General features: G+C 39.3%; 12 protein-coding genes. 3 read left to right on the top strand and 9 right to left on the bottom strand.

Annotation, left to right across the window (positions count from 1 at the left end):
• Position 1: 1 nt before the first annotated feature.
• Genes porV through ACPUEN_RS09250 form a run of 4 tightly spaced genes read right to left on the bottom strand, consistent with a single transcriptional unit; the run spans position 2 to position 5,808 of the window.
• Positions 2–1,219, bottom strand: a complete 1,218-nt coding sequence (gene porV, locus ACPUEN_RS09265) for a type IX secretion system outer membrane channel protein PorV (RefSeq protein ID WP_425639957.1) — start codon at positions 1,217–1,219, stop codon at positions 2–4.
• Positions 1,216–4,470, bottom strand: coding sequence for a type IX secretion system sortase PorU (gene porU, locus ACPUEN_RS09260; RefSeq protein WP_425639955.1), 3,255 nt, complete (start codon positions 4,468–4,470; stop codon positions 1,216–1,218). Before porU ends, porV begins: the two co-directional genes overlap by 4 nt.
• A gap of 1 nt (position 4,471) precedes the next feature.
• Positions 4,472–5,158: a CDP-diacylglycerol--serine O-phosphatidyltransferase gene (gene pssA / locus ACPUEN_RS09255; RefSeq protein WP_425639953.1), complete on the bottom strand. Its 687-nt coding sequence runs from the start codon at positions 5,156–5,158 to the stop codon at positions 4,472–4,474.
• Complete coding sequence (locus tag ACPUEN_RS09250; protein WP_425639951.1) at positions 5,155–5,808, bottom strand: MBL fold metallo-hydrolase; 654 nt, start codon at positions 5,806–5,808, stop codon at positions 5,155–5,157. Before ACPUEN_RS09250 ends, pssA begins: the two co-directional genes overlap by 4 nt.
• A gap of 56 nt (positions 5,809–5,864) precedes the next feature.
• Here ACPUEN_RS09250 and ACPUEN_RS09245 point away from each other — a divergent pair, with 56 nt between their 5' ends.
• The 3 genes from ACPUEN_RS09245 to ACPUEN_RS09235 are packed head-to-tail and all read left to right on the top strand — an operon-like array spanning position 5,865 to position 11,125.
• On the top strand, positions 5,865–6,911 hold the full coding sequence (locus ACPUEN_RS09245) for an NAD(P)/FAD-dependent oxidoreductase (RefSeq protein WP_425639949.1): 1,047 nt from the start codon (positions 5,865–5,867) through the stop codon (positions 6,909–6,911).
• A gap of 21 nt (positions 6,912–6,932) precedes the next feature.
• On the top strand, positions 6,933–10,229 hold the full coding sequence (locus ACPUEN_RS09240; protein ID WP_425639947.1) for a biopolymer transporter Tol: 3,297 nt from the start codon (positions 6,933–6,935) through the stop codon (positions 10,227–10,229).
• Between the two features lie 14 nt (positions 10,230–10,243).
• Positions 10,244–11,125 carry a YicC/YloC family endoribonuclease gene (locus ACPUEN_RS09235; protein ID WP_425639945.1) on the top strand — a complete coding sequence of 294 codons (882 nt, stop codon included), beginning with the start codon at positions 10,244–10,246 and terminating at the stop codon, positions 11,123–11,125.
• Between the two features lie 44 nt (positions 11,126–11,169).
• Here the strand turns inward: ACPUEN_RS09235 and ACPUEN_RS09230 are convergent, their stop codons facing one another.
• The 5 genes from ACPUEN_RS09230 to sprA all read right to left on the bottom strand — a co-directional run bounded on the left by ACPUEN_RS09230 (position 11,170) and on the right by sprA (position 20,506).
• Positions 11,170–11,844, bottom strand: a complete 675-nt coding sequence (locus tag ACPUEN_RS09230; RefSeq protein WP_425639943.1) for an energy transducer TonB — start codon at positions 11,842–11,844, stop codon at positions 11,170–11,172.
• A 165-nt stretch (positions 11,845–12,009) separates the two neighbouring features.
• Positions 12,010–12,687: an energy transducer TonB gene (locus tag ACPUEN_RS09225; protein WP_111611674.1), complete on the bottom strand. Its 678-nt coding sequence runs from the start codon at positions 12,685–12,687 to the stop codon at positions 12,010–12,012.
• A 70-nt stretch (positions 12,688–12,757) separates the two neighbouring features.
• Positions 12,758–13,126: a VanZ family protein gene (locus tag ACPUEN_RS09220; RefSeq protein ID WP_425639941.1), complete on the bottom strand. Its 369-nt coding sequence runs from the start codon at positions 13,124–13,126 to the stop codon at positions 12,758–12,760.
• Between the two features lie 10 nt (positions 13,127–13,136).
• On the bottom strand, positions 13,137–13,514 hold the full coding sequence (gcvH, locus tag ACPUEN_RS09215; RefSeq protein WP_111611676.1) for a glycine cleavage system protein GcvH: 378 nt from the start codon (positions 13,512–13,514) through the stop codon (positions 13,137–13,139).
• A gap of 56 nt (positions 13,515–13,570) precedes the next feature.
• Positions 13,571–20,506 (bottom strand): cell surface protein SprA, encoded by a 6,936-nt coding sequence (gene sprA, locus ACPUEN_RS09210; RefSeq protein WP_425639939.1) that lies wholly within the window; start codon positions 20,504–20,506, stop codon positions 13,571–13,573.
• Positions 20,507–20,606: the final 100 nt, after the last annotated feature.

Here is a 20,606-nt window from a genome sequence, read left to right as displayed (position 1 = left end):
TTTAATTGGGAATATTATACATCAAAGAGAATCGTAATGTCTCTGCGAGTGGGTGATTTTGTTGTTGGGGTACTAGGTAAGAGAAGTCAAATCCAAGCTTCGTCAAGTCGAAACCTACTCCCATTGTGAAGTATTTGCGGCCGCCTTTATTTGGATTTTCATAAAAATATCCGGTACGTAAAGAAAACTTATCATCGTAGTTATACTCAACTCCGAATGAAATCGTAATCTCCTGCATTTCTTCAGAAAATCCTCCTGGAGCATCTGCAAATGAGCCAAACATTCCTGAAATAAGTGGACGATTTGGGTCTTTACCGTTTCCAGGTTCTATAATAAGATTTCCATTTTCATCTGTTTCCAACGTCCCATCCTCATTGGTCGCATAGATTGGCGGAGTTGGAACTAATAGTTTATTGAGGTCTAAAGCAAAAGTCAAGGTGTTTACGGCATCAAGATCTATAGAATAGGCAGTACCTACTTTTAAATTGGTAGGAATGTAATCTAAATCATCAGCTGAGTTGTAGGTGATTTTCGGGCCAATATTCGTGATACTAAGTCCCCAAGAGAAGTTTGCATCTTTCGCTCCAGCGAAAATTGGTTTAGAATAATAAAGGCCAACATCGGTTCCGACGCTAATACCTGGTTTAGCTTCATTGCCACCTACAGATGAGATATTTCCAGAAAGATTAGAATAGATAAATCGGGCAGATATCCCTAAACCTAAGTTTGATGAAAGTTTTCTTGAGTAGGTCCCACCAATCGCTATATCTCTTGGATTAAACTCACCTAGTGGGTTACCTCGTCCATCTGTCAATTGGATGTCACCCATATTGAAGTAACGTAGGTCAAATCCAAATGCTGAAACTTCATCAATTTTAAAATACCCGGTCAGGTAACTTAAAGACATGTCATTGACAAGCTTACCAAGCCATGGGGAATAGGAGAGTGAAAACCCCATATCATCTTCAACGAATGCTAGTCCTCCAGCATTCCAATGTGCGGAACTACCGTCAGGTGACATGGCAACACCCGCATCTCCCATAGCCGAGTGTCTGGAGTCTGGAGCAAAATTCAAAAAAGGAACAGCCGTAGTTATCACTCGTCGATCAGGATCCTGACCAGAAATGATAGTGCTGTTCTGTGCATACACAGATAAAGTAGCCAGGGTAAAAACTGCTATAAGTAGGTTTTTCCTTTTACTAATGGCTATTTTTTTCATTGAATTAATATTAGTCCGCTTACTGAATCAACAGAATTATCAAACTCTGATTGAAGCGTTAGTTTGTAAATATAAGTTCCTTTTGCTGGATATTTGGTTTGGTTTTGTAAAAAAAACCAAACCAAATCATCTATTTGAGCATTGGCCTTCACTAAACGTTCACTTTCGGTAAATAGTGTCTTGCCATCTGTTTGGAAAATAGCAAGCGTAAGAATTAAATTTTCACCCGGTTGATTATGTTCAAGCTCAAAACGACTCTCAATTACTGCTGGGTTGGGATAAGTTTTGTGACTAAGTATTCTTAATTTATCACTTCCATCTACTGTAATCTCCTCATTAAATACACTCCCGTTTCCTAAGTTATCCCATGCGCGTATAGTTACCAAATTCTTTCCTTCTTTTAAGTCTTTTAATACAAACGTCACTTTACCTGATTTGTATGTGCTATTTTCTGAGGTGAAATAATCATTTAATAGTTCAGGCGCTTTATCATTTATTTGAACAATTAGATTTTCTGCAGGCAGAAATCCAGAAATGTTTATACCGCTTGAATCTGAAAATGTTGCTTCCATTCTAATTGTTTTGGAAGGGAATATAAAAGGGGATTCACCTTTCCCACCAAAGGCAGCAGTGATCGTTGGGCCTTCTGTGTCCCCAAGTGGTGCGCTGGAAGTACCCCCAATTACAATTGGACTAAATCCATAAGCTTCCCAATTTTGACTCGTATTTTCCCCAAGAATTCGAACTTTTCCTTCTCCAAAATCTATATTTATATTTTTAGGGATAATCATACTTCCTTTGATTTTTCCAGCGACTATTTTACCCTTTCCCTTAAAAATCAAATTTTCAGTTATTTCATATTCGATAGGATTACTTTCGTCTCCCAAAGTTTTGTCTGTTATCGGTTTGTCATGTAGTTCTACTGTATAAACACCTTCGAAAGCAGTAGAAACCCCGCCAGTATTCGGATTAATTACTTCTGCTTCAAAGTCTACTACTTGAAGTGCAGAAAGAGTGTCTAGGATAGTTTGGTTTTCGGGATTTTTAAAAGAGGTAAACTCAATTTGAAATTCCGGACTTGCCAGCTTCATGCTGGGATCAGCTAAAAGGCTAAAATTTCTGTTAAGTGCTCCATTTAAACTTTTGTTTTTTGTATTTCTGAAGATGCTTCCCAGATCTTGGTAGTGCTCATCTTCGAGTTTGAAAACCTCTTTAAAAAAGGCGTCATTTAATGAGAAATTCACACTGCTAAAGACAGGTCTTCCCGTGGTCAAAAGTCCAATTGCACCTTTATTTGTAGCGGTCAAAAGCTCCTCCGCTGCAGATCTCAAAAATGGGCTGTCATGTATACCAAATTGGCAAGTAGCCGTAACCCACAATGCTAGTTTCTCCTGTTTTGCCCAATTTGAAATGTCTGAAGTCAGAAATATTTCCTCAGCGGTTAGTGTGGTTTCATTGCCATGGCCAATAAAATTGAGGAGTAAAGTTCCTTTTTGGAGCGTTTCCTCTAAGGCAGTTTTTGCCTGTGGAGAAGTCTGTCTTTCTCCGCTTTTTTCCTGTTCAAACCGGTCTAGATATAATTTCTGCTGCTTGAAGTCCTTGTGATTTTCATTTAAAAAAGAAGCATGAGCTTCAGAATCGCGTAAGTGAATATTGTTATCCCCATCATCTGCAAAGAAGGTTACTGTTTTTTTCCAGTCTCCTCCGATCGGATTTTTTTCGTAATCGATAATTTTATCTACAACGATATTTGCTTCTTGAGCATTGATCACCGGTAATCTTCCCACTCCGATTTGCATTATTTCGTCACCATCCCTGGTTTCTTCCCATTCTCCTTGACCAAATTCAATAAGTGAGAAATAATCATCAGAGCTAAATGTGGATAAAGGATTTAAGCTATTTCTACTGGTGTAAATAGGGACTAGGTTTGGCCTTCCACCAAGAATTCCTTTGTAGTCAAAGGTTCCTTTCCCTAAAATCAGGACATTTTGAAGTTTACCACCTTGATGGTAATGCCAGGCTATGAAATTCCGGATTGCATTTAAGTCAGGATTTCCATAGCCGAATGAATCGTAGATTTCATCGAGGAAGGCTACTTCAGAGTAAATACCCAATCCAAGTTTGTGGAGGCTGAGTTTATTGGCTGAATAGCTGAGTGTTTTAGGAGTGATTATGAGAAGTTCCGGCCAAACGGATTGGGTTCGGAGATTAATTTTAGCAGGTTCTATTTCTGAGATAAGCTTTGCTTGGTTTTCATCAAACACAATGAATCTTTGTCCAGTAATTATATTTCCAGCACTGAAATCAATTGCCTTTGGATTAAAAAAATCTCCAACTTCCCAAACTGACAAACCTGTTAAGGCGGCAATTGAAATAGAAGTTTCTTGATTCATAGAAAAAACGCCTTCATCCAAAGAATCACTTGAGTGCGGAACTCCTATTCCTATGTATTCGAAATACCCAGCATCATTCGAACTGGTGGCCTGGAATGAAACTCTCAATCTCTCCACCTGATTTCCCAAAGGTGAAAAACTCTCATTCGTCCATACTTCTTCTCCTTTTATCGCATAAGTATTGCTAGGAATTCCTGCAAATGAACTCTCCGAAATAGTCATCTCATCTACAGCTATAGTGATCTGGGAAGCTAAGCTTGCACTTGACATTAATTTCGCAGAAACCTTCCATTTGGCAGTAGAATTTGTTTCTAATGGAAAAGAATATCCACGAGTTATACCAGGTGCAATTGCCCTTGAATACCAAGTTCTCCCTGAGTTTAGGATATTGTTTTCATCTTCTTTAAGCCAATTCCATTGATATAGAATAGCCGGATCTAGGGTTCCTGATTGCCCAGAAATTGTTGCTATCCTTTTTGGGTTTGGAGATATTCCCACTAGGAAACTAATAGAATCGGAATAGGGATTATGTTGATATTCAATTGTTTCTTCGTCAAAAGTATAGCTATGTGGCGATGAAAGGTAGAAATACAGATTACCATCTTTTTCCCAACTTGGAACTTCCTGTAGTTCTATATTTTGAGGCTGTAAAAGTTGTGGCAACTTACCAGGGTATCCATAGACAGCGATTTCGGTTAAGGAATTTGCGCCTAATTCCTGAGCTTGATCAGCACTTATTCGATAGATGCCTTCTTCAGTGATTTTGAATTTGAAATAGGAATTTTGACCATAAGCTGAATTAATCAACAGAATGTTGAATAGAAGAGTGACTAGTAGCTTGTAGCTTTTGCAGATCATCCTAGCTAGAAGCGTTTTCTACTACTGATAATCCTAAATAGGCTAAAATCAGAATAGGAATTCCCGCCAATCCAAAAAATAAAATCAGAGTAAGCCCAATGGCTAAAAGTGCATATCTGTATTTATTCTGGATCAGAGAAAACGATTTGAATTTTAATGCAATGAGCGGGAGCTCTACCAGTAATAATATGGAAAAGAGCCATGCTATTCCTACCAGAAAAAAGGGTGAAGTTAGCCAAGTACCAACCCCGGTCCATTGAATAGCGAAATATGGCAAGGTGGAAATAAATAAGGCATTTGCTGGCGTTGGAAGGCCTATGAACTTATCACTTTGTCTAGTGTCCAGATTAAACTTTGCTAATCTTAGTGCCGAAAACAGCGGTACAATCAAGGTCAAGTAAGGAAGCCATTCAATAGATGTGTTGACTTTGGTCATTTGAAATAGAATCATTCCGGGCAGTACTCCAAATGAAACCATGTCGGCTAGTGAGTCAAGTTGTTTTCCAAGTTCTCCCTGAACATGCAAAAGCCTAGCTGCAAAACCATCAAAAAAATCAAAAACAGCAGCTAAAATGATGAAATATGCGCCTGAGAGTATGTTTCCATTGATTACCCAAATAATTCCAATTACTCCTGAAAGTAAATTAAGTAGTGTTATTGTATTTGGGATATGGGATTTGATTTTCAAGATCGTGCATTTTTACCCACGAATGGGTTGTGAGTTTTTTCGAAACCTATTGTTGTTTCTGGGCCATGTCCGGGATAGATTACCGTTTCTTCAGGTAGGGTGAAAAGCTCGGATTTTATTTTGCTCAAGAGAAGGTCATGATCTCCACCCGGTAAATCCGTACGACCTATGCTGCCTCTGAAGAGCGTATCTCCTGCAATACACTGATGTGAAGCTTGGTGGTAAAAAACCACATGGCCCGGCGCATGTCCTGGGACGAAAATGATTTTAAGCACTTCGTCTCCAATTTTGATTTCTTCTCCTTCAACGAGAAACCCTTCCGCTTGGCTGCTTTCATATCCTACAAATCCATAATTCGGTGCATAAACTTCCACAGCCTTTAAAACTGAAGCTTCTTCTTTATGAATAAGGAGATCGACTCCAAAGGTTTTTTTTGCCCAAGCATTACCTAAGACATGGTCAATATGGCAATGGGTATTAAGAAGCTGAGTAATTCGAATCTTTTCTTCAGTCACAAAATCAAGTAGCTCTTTTCGCTCAGCTAAATCAAAACATCCTGGATCTATTAATGTTCCATTGCCTTTTTCGTCGTAAAGCAAATAGGTATTTTCTTGAAAAGGGTTGAAGGTAAAAGACTTAATATATAGCATGGGAAATGTATGTCAGAATTGAGACAAAATAAGGAATTAAACCTTTATTTTGGGTTATGAAAATTGATTTTTTGCTCATTGGACAGGGACTTGCAGGATCAGCGCTGGCCTATAGACTGAAACAAGCTGGGAAGAAAATTAGGATTATTGATCAGCCTGGAGCTAATAATTCCAGTAGAGTGGCTGCCGGGCTTTTTAATCCAGTGACCGGAAGAAAAATGGTCAAAACCTGGAAAGCAGATTCGCTTTTTCCTAGAATCGTACCTTTTTACCAAGAACTGGAAAGACTTACCGGAAGCAAATTTCTTACAGAAAAAGCCATTTATAGACCTTTTCTCAGTGTAGAGGAGCAAAATGAGTGGATGGGCCATAGTGCTGATCCTGGTTTTGAAGCTTACCTAGAAAAGATCTATCAAGAGAGTCAATCAGACTATTTAAAAGACCCGTTTGGTGGAGTTATGCTTCGCAATTCAGGTTGGCTGAATATCAACAATCTACTTGATGCGATGACTTCGTATTTCAAGGAAGAACTAATTGTAGAGAAGTTTGATGAGTCTATACTTTCTCATGATGGAGAATTTTGGGTTAATGGAAATATCAAAACAAAAGCACTAATTTATTGTAATGGACTTGGGGCTATGAACTCTCAGTTTTTCAATTACCTACCTTTTGCACCAGTCAAAGGAGAAATATTGGAGGTGAAACAAGGGTTTGCTCCTGAATATGTCGTGAATAGAGGCGTTTTCAGAGTTCATCTAGGTAATGGTGTACATCGGGTTGGATCTACTTATACTAAACATGATTTGGAAGAAGGGCCGACAAATGAAGCGAAAACAGAGCTTTTAGGAAAGTTACAGGATTTGGTTCCTGTGCCAGTGGATGAAATTATTAGCCATAAGACAGGAATTAGACCTGCAACTAGAGATAGAAAACCATTTTTGGGAAAACATCCTACCGAGGTAGGCGTTTACATATTCAATGGTTTTGGAGCCAAAGGAGTGTCACTTATTCCTTATTTTAGTGATATAATGGCTAACTACCTTCTAAATGATAAGGCAATTGACCACGAAGTGGACATAGCTCGGTATTTTAATTATATTTAAAGACATCTTTCAGCAAATAGAATGCGATATCACCTTTTCCGAATTTTAGTTTTTGCTGGGTTATGGTTGAATTCATTTATTGCCCTGGCTCAGTTTGACCAGGAGCGTTTTGGGAAAAACAGAATCCAGCACCAGCAGTTTGAATGGTACTTTTATTCCTCAAATAATTTTGAGGTCTATTACTATGACAGAGGAGGTGCAAATGCCAAAATGGCTATTGATTATCTGGAAAGTGAGTTTAATCGCCTGACTCAGATGATCGGCTATGTGGCCTATACCAAGCCAAAAATCTATATATACAATTCTCCAGAGGAGCTTTTGCAAAGCAATATCAACCTGAATAAGGAAGAATATAGTGAGCAAGGACAAACCAATTTCAATAGGCTTCTAGCGGAAGTAGCTTATAAAGGTGAGGTTGATGAATTTAAGGATGATTTGCTATATGGTACTGTCAAGGTTATTATCGAAGAGATGCTTTATGGTTCATCTGTCTCTGATGCCTTCCAGTCCAACCTTACCAATAGTTTCCCGGAATGGTATGTAGATGGCGTAGCGCTTTATTTAGCCAAAGGCTGGAGTCGAGAGATGGATGACTTTGTAAGACATTACTTTGAGGAAGACGAAACACCAAAAATTCTCAAATTGAAAGAGAGAGAAGCAGCTTTGGTGGGACAATCCGTATGGAATTATATAGCAGAAAGGTATGGAAGAAGGTATGTGTCCAGTATTCTCAATCTTTCGAGAATAAACAGAAATGAGGAAAACAGTATAGCCAACACGGTAGGATTAAATTATAAAACATTCACCGAAGATTGGAAAAAGTATTATCTGGATATCAACAAGCAAGTTTCTTCGACTTTCAAAGATCCAAATAGAAGTGCTGCAGTTGCTGAAACATCCCCAAGATTTATAGGTGCGATTAATGATATTAAGTTTAGTCCTGACGGATTAAACTTAGCTTATGTGATCAATAATGGTGGAAAGTACAAAGTTCAAATAAGAGAAGTTAGCTCCGGTCGCGAACAAACAATCTTTGCTGGAGGAACATCCCTGCAAGATCAAGAAGCCAATTTCACTTCCCCAATTATAGCTTGGAGAGATTCTGCAAATATTGCCATTGCATCTTTCAAGAGAGGTGTCACTACACTTAGACTGAGGTCAATTGATGGGTCTAATCAGGATAAGATTTTCTTAAGAAATATCACTCAGATCCTTAGCCTTGATTTCAACAGCACAGGGAAAAATATGGTCCTGTCAGCCATTTCTAATGGGAAATCTGATATTTATACGTTAAACACCAGAGGTGCTGGCAAAAGGCTAACCAATGATTCTTTTGATGAATTGACACCTATGTTTTTGAATGATTCGACCATTATATATTCCTCGAATGCGACTAGTTTGCCGGATTCACTAATGGGAAAAAATCTTGAACTGTCATCCTTACCAGATTATTATAACCTCTACATGGTGCAGGTGACTGATACAGTGATCACCAAGCAGCTGACCAATTCGAATAGTAAAAATATAAGACCACGGAAAGTCAATAGCAATTCTATTGTTTACTTAAGTGATTTAAGTGGAATTAATAACCTGATGCGAATGAGCATAGGAAATCAGGTTTCAAATCAAATTTCTGCCTTCAATAAAAGTATTGAAGCTTTCGACATCAACAGTAGAATGAATAGAATGGCTTATTCTATTCGTGATGGAAGGGAGAGTTTTCTTGTAGTTGAAGGATTTTCAAGCGCAGATCAATTTACTCCTAGTACACCAAGAATACAGCTGGAGCAAGCTAAGAGTCTCAATGAAAGGATGGCAGCTAGAAGATTATTAGAAGAAAAGCAAGCAAGAGAAAATCAAACCATAATTCTGCAGGATGAAAATCAACCAGTGCAACCTACGATTATGTTGGATACTATTCCGAAGAACTCGACATCATCGATCGATCTGAAGCGCTTAAGCTTTGAATCTAAGAATGGAATCAATACTGATAATTATACCTTCGACACTTTACCACCTAACCTTGGCTCGCAATCAGTGGTTGCAGAAGCTGCAGAGTCCAAAACGAATTTGTTAGAATCTTTTAGGAGAGAAAGCTTAAGGAAAAAAGTGACTGGTCCTAGACAAATGGATCCACAGTTTTTTATAAATAGTATCAATACCCGGTTTGTGGTAGATCCTCTAAGAGGTTTCGGGATTGGTATGACGGGTAAAATGACTGATTTGTTAGACAACCATGTATTCCAAGGCGGAGTGATGACGACGCTTGATTTCAGGTCAGGTGGAGATTTGTTCTTTGAGTATGAGTATTTGAAAAGTAGGGTAGATTTTAAAGGAAGATTTGATCGTAGGACAATTCGAGTTTCGGAGGGCGACATTACTATCCAGAAATATGTGTTGACTAAGGCGGAACTTGGGTTTTCATACCCTTTAAATGCAAACGCAAGAGTTGCTTTATCACCTTTCGTGGCCAGAACACAATATTTCAATCTTAATCCAGATTCTTTAATAATTGGTCAAAACCCTGAGCAGAATAGGCTAAATGTAAATTATATCGGAGGAAAGGCAGAATTCGTTTACGATCGTACTCAGCCATTGGGATTATATTCTCAGCGAGGATTCAAAGGCAAAATTGGTTATACCCAATATCAATCCTTTAATAATAATGACCGTTCCTTTGGGAATTTCTATCTCGATTTGAGAGAATATAGAGCTATCCATAAGAACATTGTTATTGCAGCAAGACTTTACGCAGGATCCTTTATGGGAAATAATCCGCAAACCTACATGCTAGGTGGAATGGATAATTGGTTGTTTAACGACTTTTATCGCCCGCCATCCAACCGACCAGAGTCTTCACCCATCAGAAACCCTACCGGTGTAGAAAATTCCAATATCCTTTTTGCAGACTTTGTTGATTTGAGAGGATATGATTACGATGAGATACGAGGTAGAAATATGATCACATTTACCGCAGAACTTAGAATACCCGTATTCTCTTATTTAACTAGGGGAAATATCACCTCCAATTTTATTCGTAATTTCCAATTGGTTGGATTCTATGATATAGGGTCAGCATGGAATGATTCTGCTCCATGGGAGCGTGTGAATGATCAAAATACCGAAGTAATTAACACAGAAGGATCTCCTTTTACGATCACGCTTAATAACTTCAATAATCCTTGGCTTCAAAGTTATGGCGCTGGATTAAGAACTGTTTTACTCAACTACTATGTCAAATTTGATGTAGCAAGACCTATCAGAAATTATGAAGCCGAAGATTTAAAGTTCTATGTAACTTTGGGCTTCAATTTCTAACAACAAATTTTATTATGATCAAATCAATGACCGGCTTCGGAAATGCCGGATTTGAGGATGAGCGAATGGTGATCCAAGTAGAAGTTCGTACGCTCAATTCAAAATTTTTGGATCTGTCCATCCGAAGTCCAAGACAGTTTAATGATAAAGAGCTAGAAATTAGAAATCTGGTTCAGTCTATTTTGGATAGAGGTAAAGTGAGCATTTCGATTGATTTCCAATCCAAAGGGTCGGCAGAAATGCCAGTGAGTATTAATGAAGAATTGTTTGCTCTTTTTTATGAAAAATATAAAGCCCTTGCATCTAGTGTAAATGACGATTCCCAGGATATTTTCAAGCTTGCACTCCAGTCTCCAACCGTAATCACTCAGGTAACAGGTGAGCAAAGAGATGATCAGGCGGATTGGGAAGAAATAAAAAAAATGTTGATAATCGCATTAAACAAATGTGATTCATTTCGTCAGGATGAAGGGAATTCCTTGGAAGAAAAGCTTCAGAGCAATATCGATGCAATTGCAGCTGGATTGTCAAAAATTCAGGAAAATGAAGGAAAGCGCAAGGATAGATTAAAGCAAAAGATCCGTAATCATTTTAGCGAATGGCTTGATGAAAATTCCTTTGATGCAAATAGATTTGAACAAGAGCTGATCTATTACTTCGAAAAGCTGGACATAACAGAGGAGATCGTCAGGCTTGACACTCATTTGAAATACTTTTCAAAGTGTCTTTCTGAAGAAACCAGTCAGGGCAAGAAACTTGGGTTTATCTCGCAGGAAATCGGAAGAGAGATCAATACCATAGGATCAAAAGCAAATGACGCTGAAATGCAAAAGCATGTGATTCTAATGAAGGATGAACTCGAAAAAGTAAAAGAGCAATCGTTAAATGTACTATAAAATAAGGGGCTGAGTGCCCCTTATTTTTTTATCAAATTAGTACTTTAATTTAGTCTAAAGCGAATCGGCATAGTCATTCTAGATCGTACAGCTCTTCCACCTATTCTGCCAGGAGTCCAATTTGGGGAGTTTTCAATAACTTCCTTTGCTATTTCATCACAACCGCCACCGATAGTTCGAACTAACTCTATGTCTTGTATCGATCCGTCTGTGTTTACAACGAAGCGCACGATGACCATTCCTTCAATTCCTATTCTTTTAGCCTGTGCTGGGTATTTTAAGTTTTTATTAAGATAGGCATACCAAGCATCCATACCGCCCTTAAACATAGCTTGCACATCAACAAAGTCTACGATTACATCTATGTCCTCCTTTATTGGCGCCTCAGTTAATTCTACCTCGGGAATATCAGCTTGTTCATTTGTGTTTAAGTCGATTTTGATATCAGTGATCTTGTCAATATCTATATCATCTGGAAGGATATTTACCTCAATTGGGGTAGGCGGCGGAGGCGGTGGAGGAGGGTTCTGGATTGTTTGTGGGATTTCTATTTCATCCCAATCATCTTCTATTCCTTCAAATGTTTTGATGATTCCTTGATCTCTGGCCTTCCATTCGAAAGCCACCAATACTGCTCCAAGGCTTACTGCCAGTCCGAGATTAAACAAAGTTCCTGACCACTTTCTAAGGTCCAACTTTGGATTTTTTTTGTGTTCCATGAGTGTTTGATTAGAGGTTAGAAAAAAAACTACTCTAATAATTTACACTTCATAACCCGCTGATACTAATCCTCTAACACTATTTAACTAAGCTAAAAGTTGTTAAGAATACGGCAAAAAAAAGACCCGAGAAATCGGGTCTTTATATAGTTTGGATCCAAAGGATTAGCTCAATTTGAATCTGATAGGAAGTCTCATACGAGTACGTACTGGACGACCTCGTTGCTTACCAGGTGTCCACTTTGGAGCAGCACTTACTACTTTTACTGCTTCTTCGTCACAACCTCCACCGATTCCTCTCAATACTTCAACGTCTTGAATAGAACCGTCTGTGTTTACAACGAAAACCACAATTACAGTACCTTCAGTACCCATTCTTCTTGCTTGAGTAGGGTATTTTAGGTTTTTAGAAAGGTATTGGTTCCAACCTGACATTCCCCCTGGTGGCTCAGGCTGCGTTTCTACCACATCGAAGATCTGATCTACTTTTTCCTCTACAGGAGCTTCAGCAATCACCACTTCTTTGATTACAGTAGTTTCTTTCACATCGACATCGAAGTTAACTTCGATTTTTTCTTCGATTTCTACTTCATCAGGAATTTCCTGAATGATAGGCTGCTCTACTGGTGGTGGCGGTGGTGGTGGTGGCTGCTCCGTGATTGGAATATCTAGCAATTCTTCGAAGTTATCAGTTACTTGACCAAGGTCTTTCAATGAACCATCGTCAAATGACTTCCATTCGAAGGCAGCAAGGGTAGCACCTACAGCCACTGCCAAACCTAAGTTCAGGAACATTCCTGACTTTCTGGTTAGATCAGCGCTGGGAGTTTTTTTTGCTTCCATTATACGTTTGGTTTATTACGGTTAAATTTTTCTTCTTTTTCAGACTAACAATTGTAATAATTAATAGGCACTATTCCAAGCCAATCTTGGTGGTAGGAATCTTAAAATATGCTAATAAACCTGCTATTCCACCTATTTCATTGACAATCATGTCCATATAATCGAAAGATCGGAAGGGGATATACAGTTGAGCACATTCTAAAACTATTCCAGCGGCTACGCCGAAAACCAAGTAGTTGGTTAAAACTCTACCCTGTAATCCTTTCACAAAATCTCGTTTCATACCAACTCCACACCAAAGATAACTCAGTAGGCCAAAGCAAACAAAATGGACCAACTTGTCTTCAGCTTGAAATGAAGGATCTGGAAAGTTATTTCCTGGAGTGAGCATAGCTGCGGCAATGAAAATCAACCAAACTATAGCAATTCCTAATCTCAAAACAGATTGCTTATTCTCCAACTAACTCTGCATACGCTGATGCAGACAATAAATCAGCAGGAAGGTCACCTGTTATTCTCACTTTGATCATCCATCCTTGGTCATAAGGAGACTCATTCACTAATTCAGGAGCATCTTCCAACTCTGGATTTACTTCCAAAATTTCACCTGCCACTGGCATGAATAGATCTGAAACTGTCTTCACAGCCTCTACAGAGCCAAAAACTTCATTGGTGTCTAATGTCTCACCTGTAGTTTCAACTTCTACATAGACGATATCACCCAGCTCACCTGCGGCAAATTCTGTGATTCCAATAGTTGCAACATCACCGTCAATTTTAACCCATTCGTGGTCTTTGGTGTACTTTAGTTCTTGAGGAAAATCCATTTTTTAAATAGTTAATATGGGAGTCAAAATTAATAGGAATCGGTCAAGGATAAAATCTATTGACCTAAATTAAATCGAAGTTGGCCGCCAAAAGCTGTAGAAGTTCGCTTATAGGCAGTTGTCACTCTAGGGTCATTGATGGTTCGATCAAAATATAGGGTGAGATTGAGGTTTTGATTGATTAAATAGGAGATTGTTGGTCTGATAGAAATGTTCAAATTTCCACTCGTTACCGTACTTCCTTCTTCGATCTTTCGCTGAATCTGGGTCGTGCTCACTACTTTGGAATCCAACTTGAATTGAACGTCATTTTTTAACACAGACTGCCTTCCTTGGAATTTGAAAGGGATTTTCAGCCCTGCTTTGGTATAGCCCAGAGTCAATCCAAAATCATTGCTCTTCTGTTCTGTCACTTGAGAGTTGGAGAAGTTCAATCCTAAAGACCGCTCCTTATTATAATTTACTGCAATATTTAACCTGTCTTTTGTCAATAAATCTACCCCCACCAATGGAGCAAAGCGCTCAGTAAGAACTACCTGATTTAATACATAAATAGGTATATACTGGCCTACTTCATTAACTTCAGTTGGTCTAGGAATATTTTGAAGAGTATTGTAAAGCTCTAAGCCTTGTTGATATTGAAGTGAATTAGAGAAATTACTCACGTCATAGGTAGATGTATACATATGGGTGATGTTGATACTGCTAAAGATTTCGCTTAGTCCCTTTATTCTAGAAAGTCCTCGGTAATCCAATCTCCAGTTTGGCAGTGGCGTTTTTGGAAATGGATTGATGTTGGATTCTGATGCGTCTTTCCCTCTATAAGCAGCCAAGAAAGCAGGTATTAATACATCTTGTCCATTGAGAGAATATTCACCTCCACCTCCAGAGGTTTCTAGCCTGTTTTTAATAATTTCTCTATTCTTTTCAAATTCTGTGAATAATGGAGAAACATTATCGAAACCATCTTTGCTAAAGCTGGTACCAATCATAATCGTGGTGATACTATATGTGCCAAGGCGATTTGGGCTTATAGACTCGTATTCGCCAGGATTATTCAGAGAGTTTCTGAAAATTTCCTGGTAATCACCCACCTCACGTTTTGTTGCATTTAAGGTGATTTTAAAGTCTTGGAAAGGTTCTACGATACTTCCAAACCTCATATTAATGGCACTACTTTGTTTGAAAGTTTGTGTCAGTTCACTGCTTGGAGCCATGATTCCCGCCTGCGCAAATTCATTTCTAATAGTCGGGTCCTGACTACCAAACAGGAATGCTAAACCGGGGTTTTCGAATAAACGATCCATTCCCAACAGGCCGGTATTTGGCATGTAGCCTGGGAGGAAAGTTCCCTCTGTTTTACCATAATTAAATGTGATTTCTTTTACCATCATCAGCGTTTTTAGCAGCTGATTTGTAAAAGGTGTTCCAATCGTATCTTCTGCTTGGGTTTCCGTTCTGCCAGGAATACTCGGTCGTTTGGGAGCGTTCAGTGCAGCTAGCTTTTTATTCTTATTATAAAGTCTTATAAGATCAAATTTACCGTTAAGTGATTGGTCTCTAGTATTTTGAATGGAATTCCCCAATGTGTCTTTTTGTCCAATAGCTCCAGTAAGCCAAGTATAGGTTGTTATGTATTTGTAATCAGCTTTGATCCAGTCAGTAAATGGAATCTTGTCTAGCGGTAAGGTATAATTCAGATTTATACTGTGGTTATAGTTTGTTCTCCTTCCAAATCTCCAAGCATTGAATCTAACAGAATCAGATTTCTGTTCTGTGTCCAAATCTCCTTGTGGTTCATCTACCACTGCCATTACACTTCCTGTATAATCAACGCGTAGGTTCTTAGTCAAATCCCAATTCACAGAGTAGAATCGGTTCATGAAAAAGCTCTTTTGGAATAGTGGATCAACTCCAGCAGTACTAAGTTGATCATTTCTATATTGAGACCTCAGATGCTTCCGGTCTATGTCCAATCGAGCTAATATTAGGGTAGGAGATAGGTTTAAATTAAAATCTTTAATCAGTTTTAAGTATGGAGAATCTAAAAAACCTGAGCCTTTGAAAGGCTCAAAAGCTAGAGGTTTTGGTTGGAAACTATAAGTGACATTGCCCCTATACGTTTTATAGGAATAGTCCTGAATTTGTGCATTTGTCTGGGTCATTATCCCATAGGCATATGAAAAAGACAAATTACTGATGTCATAAAAATGATTTTCTGCCTCTGGGTTAGACTTTAATTTTCTGACATTATTGAAACTGATGTTTTTGCGGTTGATTTGGTCCAGCGCTATTTTTCTATAGGCTTCTTTTTGATCCTGGGTCTCAAATTTTTGCAAAGCTACTTCGAAAGGAACATCTGGATTCAATGGATCATACTCTGGTTTAGTAGTGCTATTCTCTATCGAGAAATACATTGGAATACTGACCCCAATCGCCTGCGGTAAAAGTTTATGAATATCCACATTAGTAGAGATATCATATTGCGTAGTTGATTGTCTGGCACGCTGAGATAATCTGGTTTCCAGACCTCCAAAGCCTATTGAGTTGTGTCTTATGGAACCTGTTACTACTGCCACATCAGCGATTTTCACATTCATGAGTGCATTTGCTGCCCATCCATTGGATTTGGTAGCGCCCGTTACCCGGAGTTCATTTGCCCAAAGGCAAATACTCCTACTTCCACCGCCATGGGTACCTGGGTTTCTCACACCGATCATCGAAGATTGGGATTGGTTCAATTCAGGACGGCCAACCACCGTTACTTTGTACCGTCCAATTTGCTGAGAAAATGGAATATTCAGCGGTACTTGCTGATTGTCACGGGCTACCTTCACACCTACGATTTCCTGAATCGCGATATCGATTTCATTTTCCGCAGGCCAGATCAGTTCTGGATCTCTGGTGCCTTTTGGAGTGATAATAAGTGGTACTTCTATCTCGTAATAATTATCTGTATAATCTGTACCTAATCTTAGGAATGCAGTGATTTCCCCATCCATCGCATCCTCACTATCGGCGTGAAGGAACATTTTGATTCGCTCAAACTGTACCAAATCCAAGGTTACGTTTTTAAATACAGCGCGGGCATCTCTTGCTCCTAGGTCTTCCACACAGACACGGAGTGATTGTTCGTTTAACCTTCTTTCTACAGTTGAGGTATTGTCACGATCCCTGAAGATGCCTGGAGGTAGCACATATGGACTTTCAGTAGAACTTCCTTGACTGTTCTCCTCTATACTAACCACATCTACAGTTACATTTGAATTGTCAGGTTCAGGGATTTCGAATAGACCTCTTTCGAAAAGTGATTCCTGAAATACTCGCCATTGACTGCCAACCATTCGGAAGTTTGCCATTCGTAATACTACAGGCTGCTCGAAATCAGTCAAATAAGTTCTAAACCAGCGAATAGATTTGAAACCTGTAATGTCGCCTTCCACACGGTCTGGTTGGCGAACGGGGATACGGAATAAGTACCAGTCAACAGATTCACCATTTACATTTGCCGTGGTTTTATCCACGATATTGTTTTGCCCCACTACTAAACTTCCTGGCTTGAGATCCATCTCGTAAGAGTAATAGTTCTCCAGTTCGTTAATGGTATTATCTGTGTTTAGATCCTCATTGTCTGGAGTATTTGATCCAGAAGGAGTGTAAGGGAGATTTTGGTTTGCAGACACTGGCGTGTTGCCTTCCATGCCATTGAATTTTTTGTAACGTTCTAGAATCTTTGTGTCGTTTTGATCAAAAGTCTCATCTAGGTAATATTCGAATAAATCTCCTGAGACATCCTGTAGAATTTCGTTTCTGGCGTTTGTACTTACATTTAGGCGGTCTAAGAATCTGCTTCGGAAAAAATTTGCCTCATCTTCATTTTTCAAGCCATCCAAGCCTACATCTTGATTTTGTCTGGATATTTCTGAATTGTCAAAGGCAGGAAGAAGGTATTGCTCACGAGTAATTCTGCCCCATTCATTTTGTCCAGTCTCAGAAGGGTCGCCATCTGCTGGAAGGCCATTTTCAAAGGCATGACGGCCGTCTTTCAAGATGTCCTCTGAAATATCTCCTAGATTGATGAAAAGTTTACCACCAGTGGTGTTGTTTTGGTTGAATTTTCCGTCCAATACTCTACCATTTTCTCCTTCAATAAATGGATCCAAAAGCCAGAATTCTATGTACTCAATGTTTGTTCTGTCAAAATCAACTTCAGTAGTAATAGCCCTAGTTACTCCACCAAAATTCTTTTTAGGCTCTGGAAGTAATCCATCTTGAGTCAGATTTGTATTGTAATTATACATTCCACGCTCACTTGGAAAGTAGGCTAGTTCAAAAAGAGGCTCTGGAGTGACTATTACATCACGATCTTGCTGAGGAAATATTTCCTGAGGTAGGACTCTTCTTACATAATGGTTTCTTCTGTCTTCCCGAGTGATATTGGCTGGAACGCCTGGGCCACTTTCCCTATAGAAAATATTATCAATATTATACCAGGCGACTCTAGCCCTTCTGTAAGCTGCACCTAGGTTGTCTTCTGTTTGATTACTTAAGTCAAATCTATTGTCAAACGTTTGCGGCACAGATGCAAGCTTCCAATTTTGATTAGCTGCACCTCCTAGATTATATGGAGTTATTGCTGCCTCAAAATCATCAATGTAGGATGCTTGTTCTCCATTTACACGATTTGAAGTACCGGGGATTAGATGTGCAAATTCCCCACTGATATTTACCAGAGAGGTTTCTTTAGTATCTGTAAAAGGAAGTGCATCCGCCATTTTGGTTAGCCAGCGGGATTCATCAGAGAAGTTCCCGTCTATACCCCACATGCTGTTTCTCAAAGTTTCACTTCCAGTGGCTATTCGAGTGACGTTTGGCCGTTCATTTAGATATAGGAATGTACCGCCCAAGTTAAACTTGTCGCTAAATAAGTAATCGAGACGAGTTCCAAGTAAACTTCGTGTTTGAAAGGATACTAGATCAGCTTTTTCAAAACTAACATTGATCTGTTTCCCTGATTGAAGTATTGCATCATTGATAATAACAAGTCTTCCGACGTTGTAATCAATGGTGTAATCTACCCCTTCAGTCAAAGGGATATTTCCTGCCTGCACTATCACAGATCCAGGAGAAATATTAAGTCCCGGAAGCTGGATTTCACTTGCCGAACCTGCAGTTAGCCTACCCTTAATGAAATATTTGTTAAGTCGGGTAACAAGCTCAGCATCGGCCTGAGTTGTGGTGTAAAGTGTATCGTAAACGTATTTCTCTTTTAATACCACTTCACCGGGCTGAAAATATTGTTCAAGGTTTGATCCAAAAGGCTCCAAAACTGGGAAAACCAAAAGCCCTCGATTTGTTAAGATTGTGAGGCCTTCGACAAAGTCAAAATTCCCATCTGGAGCAGGATCATTTTGGGGATTCAGGTTATCGAGGCCTGTGAGCCGAATTAATGGTCTGTCTTTTACATTTTCGCCTTCCAAAAGCGAAGGGTTGTCTAGTCCGGTTCTATCATCTCTGTAGATTACCTGAAGTTGAAAACCATCTCTCGATATTTGATTGGCATTAAGGCTGTAGACGTTTTTCATCATCAAATCCCAGGTTGGGACTCTAGTATTGATTCTTGCAGGACGAAGAAGTTTCATGAAAATCAGTTCATCTTCTTGTCTTGTTTGATAGTCTTCTGTTAATTCTCCTACTTTATACACTTGACCATTGTAGGTGTATTCATAAGAAACAGCCAAAACTTCATCATTTTGAAGTCTTCTAAAAAGTGACAAGTAGCCAAGCTGAGGATTGAAAAAATACTCTGTAGGATCTAATTTCCTAGCACCATTTATCTGTTCAAAATCAACGCCTTTTCTGAGACCTAGACTATTTTCCATAGCCCGAGATCCTGTGTCAAAAGGGCGAAAAGCAGGGTTTCTTGAGATATTGGAATAAAGAAGGTTCGCCGAGTTACTAGCTGGGGCTGAAGGCGTTCCTGAACCTATGTTTGGGTTTGTAGGATTGTAAATCACCCTTCCCTCGCCAAGGTCCATGAATGCAGCAAAGTTCCTGAGCGTTTCTGTATTTGCCGCTCGGTTCATTATGTAAACCTCGATTCTTGTCACATTCACCCCGGAAAGTACCTGAGGAAGGCCTCTCAACCAACGTTCGTAATTGTCTCGGAAGAAATGGGCGATAAAGAAATGTCGATTGTCGTCATATTTGGAAGCCTGAATGTCAAATGACCTACCTTGTCCATTAGCATCTATAGTCAAGTTATCTCTCCGGCCACGCTGAGTAGATGCAACCGCCGTCACTCCCAGTTTACCGAACTGGAGTTGGGTCTTAACTCCAAAAAGATTCTGAGCTCCCTGAATCAACCGGTTTTGCACAGGCATGCTAACATTACCGATTTCAATTGATTGGATAATATCTTCTTCAAAACCGTTGAACTCTAGCTTCATCTGGTTCTGGAAGTCAAAGGAATTATTAGAATCAAAGTTGGCGCCGATCTTCACTTTTTCTCCCAAAGAACCATTTACTGCCATTTGGATTTGCTGGTCAAAATTGAATCCACCGTTTTGCTGTTGCCTAATGGGTAGGGTAGGGTTATCCACTCTTCGGAAGATCGCCCCGAAGTCTAGATTGACATAGCCTGATGGAACAATATTGATTTCACTTCCCCCAAAAAGCCGGTCAAATGAGGGACTAACCGTGAGCGGAGGGATTAATCCTCTTCCTTCTACAGCGCTTTCACCATCTCCTCCACGAGCGCGGCTTCGCCAATAGTCTTGTCTGACTTTATATTCTTGAATTTTAGAAAATTGTTCAAAATCATATTCTTGCTCGTTTCCTACGCGGACCGTATCAATCTGATCCACCACATTGTACCTCAGAGCAGAATCTATTTTTACTTCTACATTTTGGGTAATGGGGCTGGACTTTAAAAATGGGATTTGGGACTGTAAGAAGGGATTCCGGGTTGGGAATAGGGGATTTGTCCTCAAGTTTTGCCAAAGCAAATACGAGGGAGTTAGTCTCCTTCGATTCAATGAATCAATCCGGGACTGAACACTGTCAGGATTGGTTTGTTGAGCCTCAGAAGTG

The sequence above is a fragment of the Algoriphagus yeomjeoni genome (assembly GCF_049821175.1).
In the GTDB taxonomy this organism is placed as follows: Bacteria; Bacteroidota; Bacteroidia; order Cytophagales; family Cyclobacteriaceae; genus Algoriphagus; species Algoriphagus yeomjeoni_A.
This window is presented reverse-complemented; position numbering and strand designations above follow the sequence as displayed.

Excerpts from the sequence above, each read along its gene's own strand:
- porV (WP_425639957.1), bottom strand. The coding sequence starts at position 1,219 with ATGAAAAAAATAGCCATTAGTAAAAGGAAAAACCTACTTATAGCAGTT.
- porU (WP_425639955.1), bottom strand. The coding sequence starts at position 4,470 with ATGATCTGCAAAAGCTACAAGCTACTAGTCACTCTTCTATTCAACATT.
- ACPUEN_RS09250 (WP_425639951.1), bottom strand. The coding sequence starts at position 5,808 with ATGCTATATATTAAGTCTTTTACCTTCAACCCTTTTCAAGAAAATACC.
- ACPUEN_RS09245 (WP_425639949.1), top strand. The coding sequence starts at position 5,865 with ATGAAAATTGATTTTTTGCTCATTGGACAGGGACTTGCAGGATCAGCG.
- ACPUEN_RS09240 (WP_425639947.1), top strand. The coding sequence starts at position 6,933 with ATGCGATATCACCTTTTCCGAATTTTAGTTTTTGCTGGGTTATGGTTG.
- ACPUEN_RS09235 (WP_425639945.1), top strand. The coding sequence starts at position 10,244 with ATGATCAAATCAATGACCGGCTTCGGAAATGCCGGATTTGAGGATGAG.
- ACPUEN_RS09230 (WP_425639943.1), bottom strand. The coding sequence starts at position 11,844 with ATGGAACACAAAAAAAATCCAAAGTTGGACCTTAGAAAGTGGTCAGGA.
- ACPUEN_RS09225 (WP_111611674.1), bottom strand. The coding sequence starts at position 12,687 with ATGGAAGCAAAAAAAACTCCCAGCGCTGATCTAACCAGAAAGTCAGGA.
- gcvH (WP_111611676.1), bottom strand. The coding sequence starts at position 13,514 with ATGGATTTTCCTCAAGAACTAAAGTACACCAAAGACCACGAATGGGTT.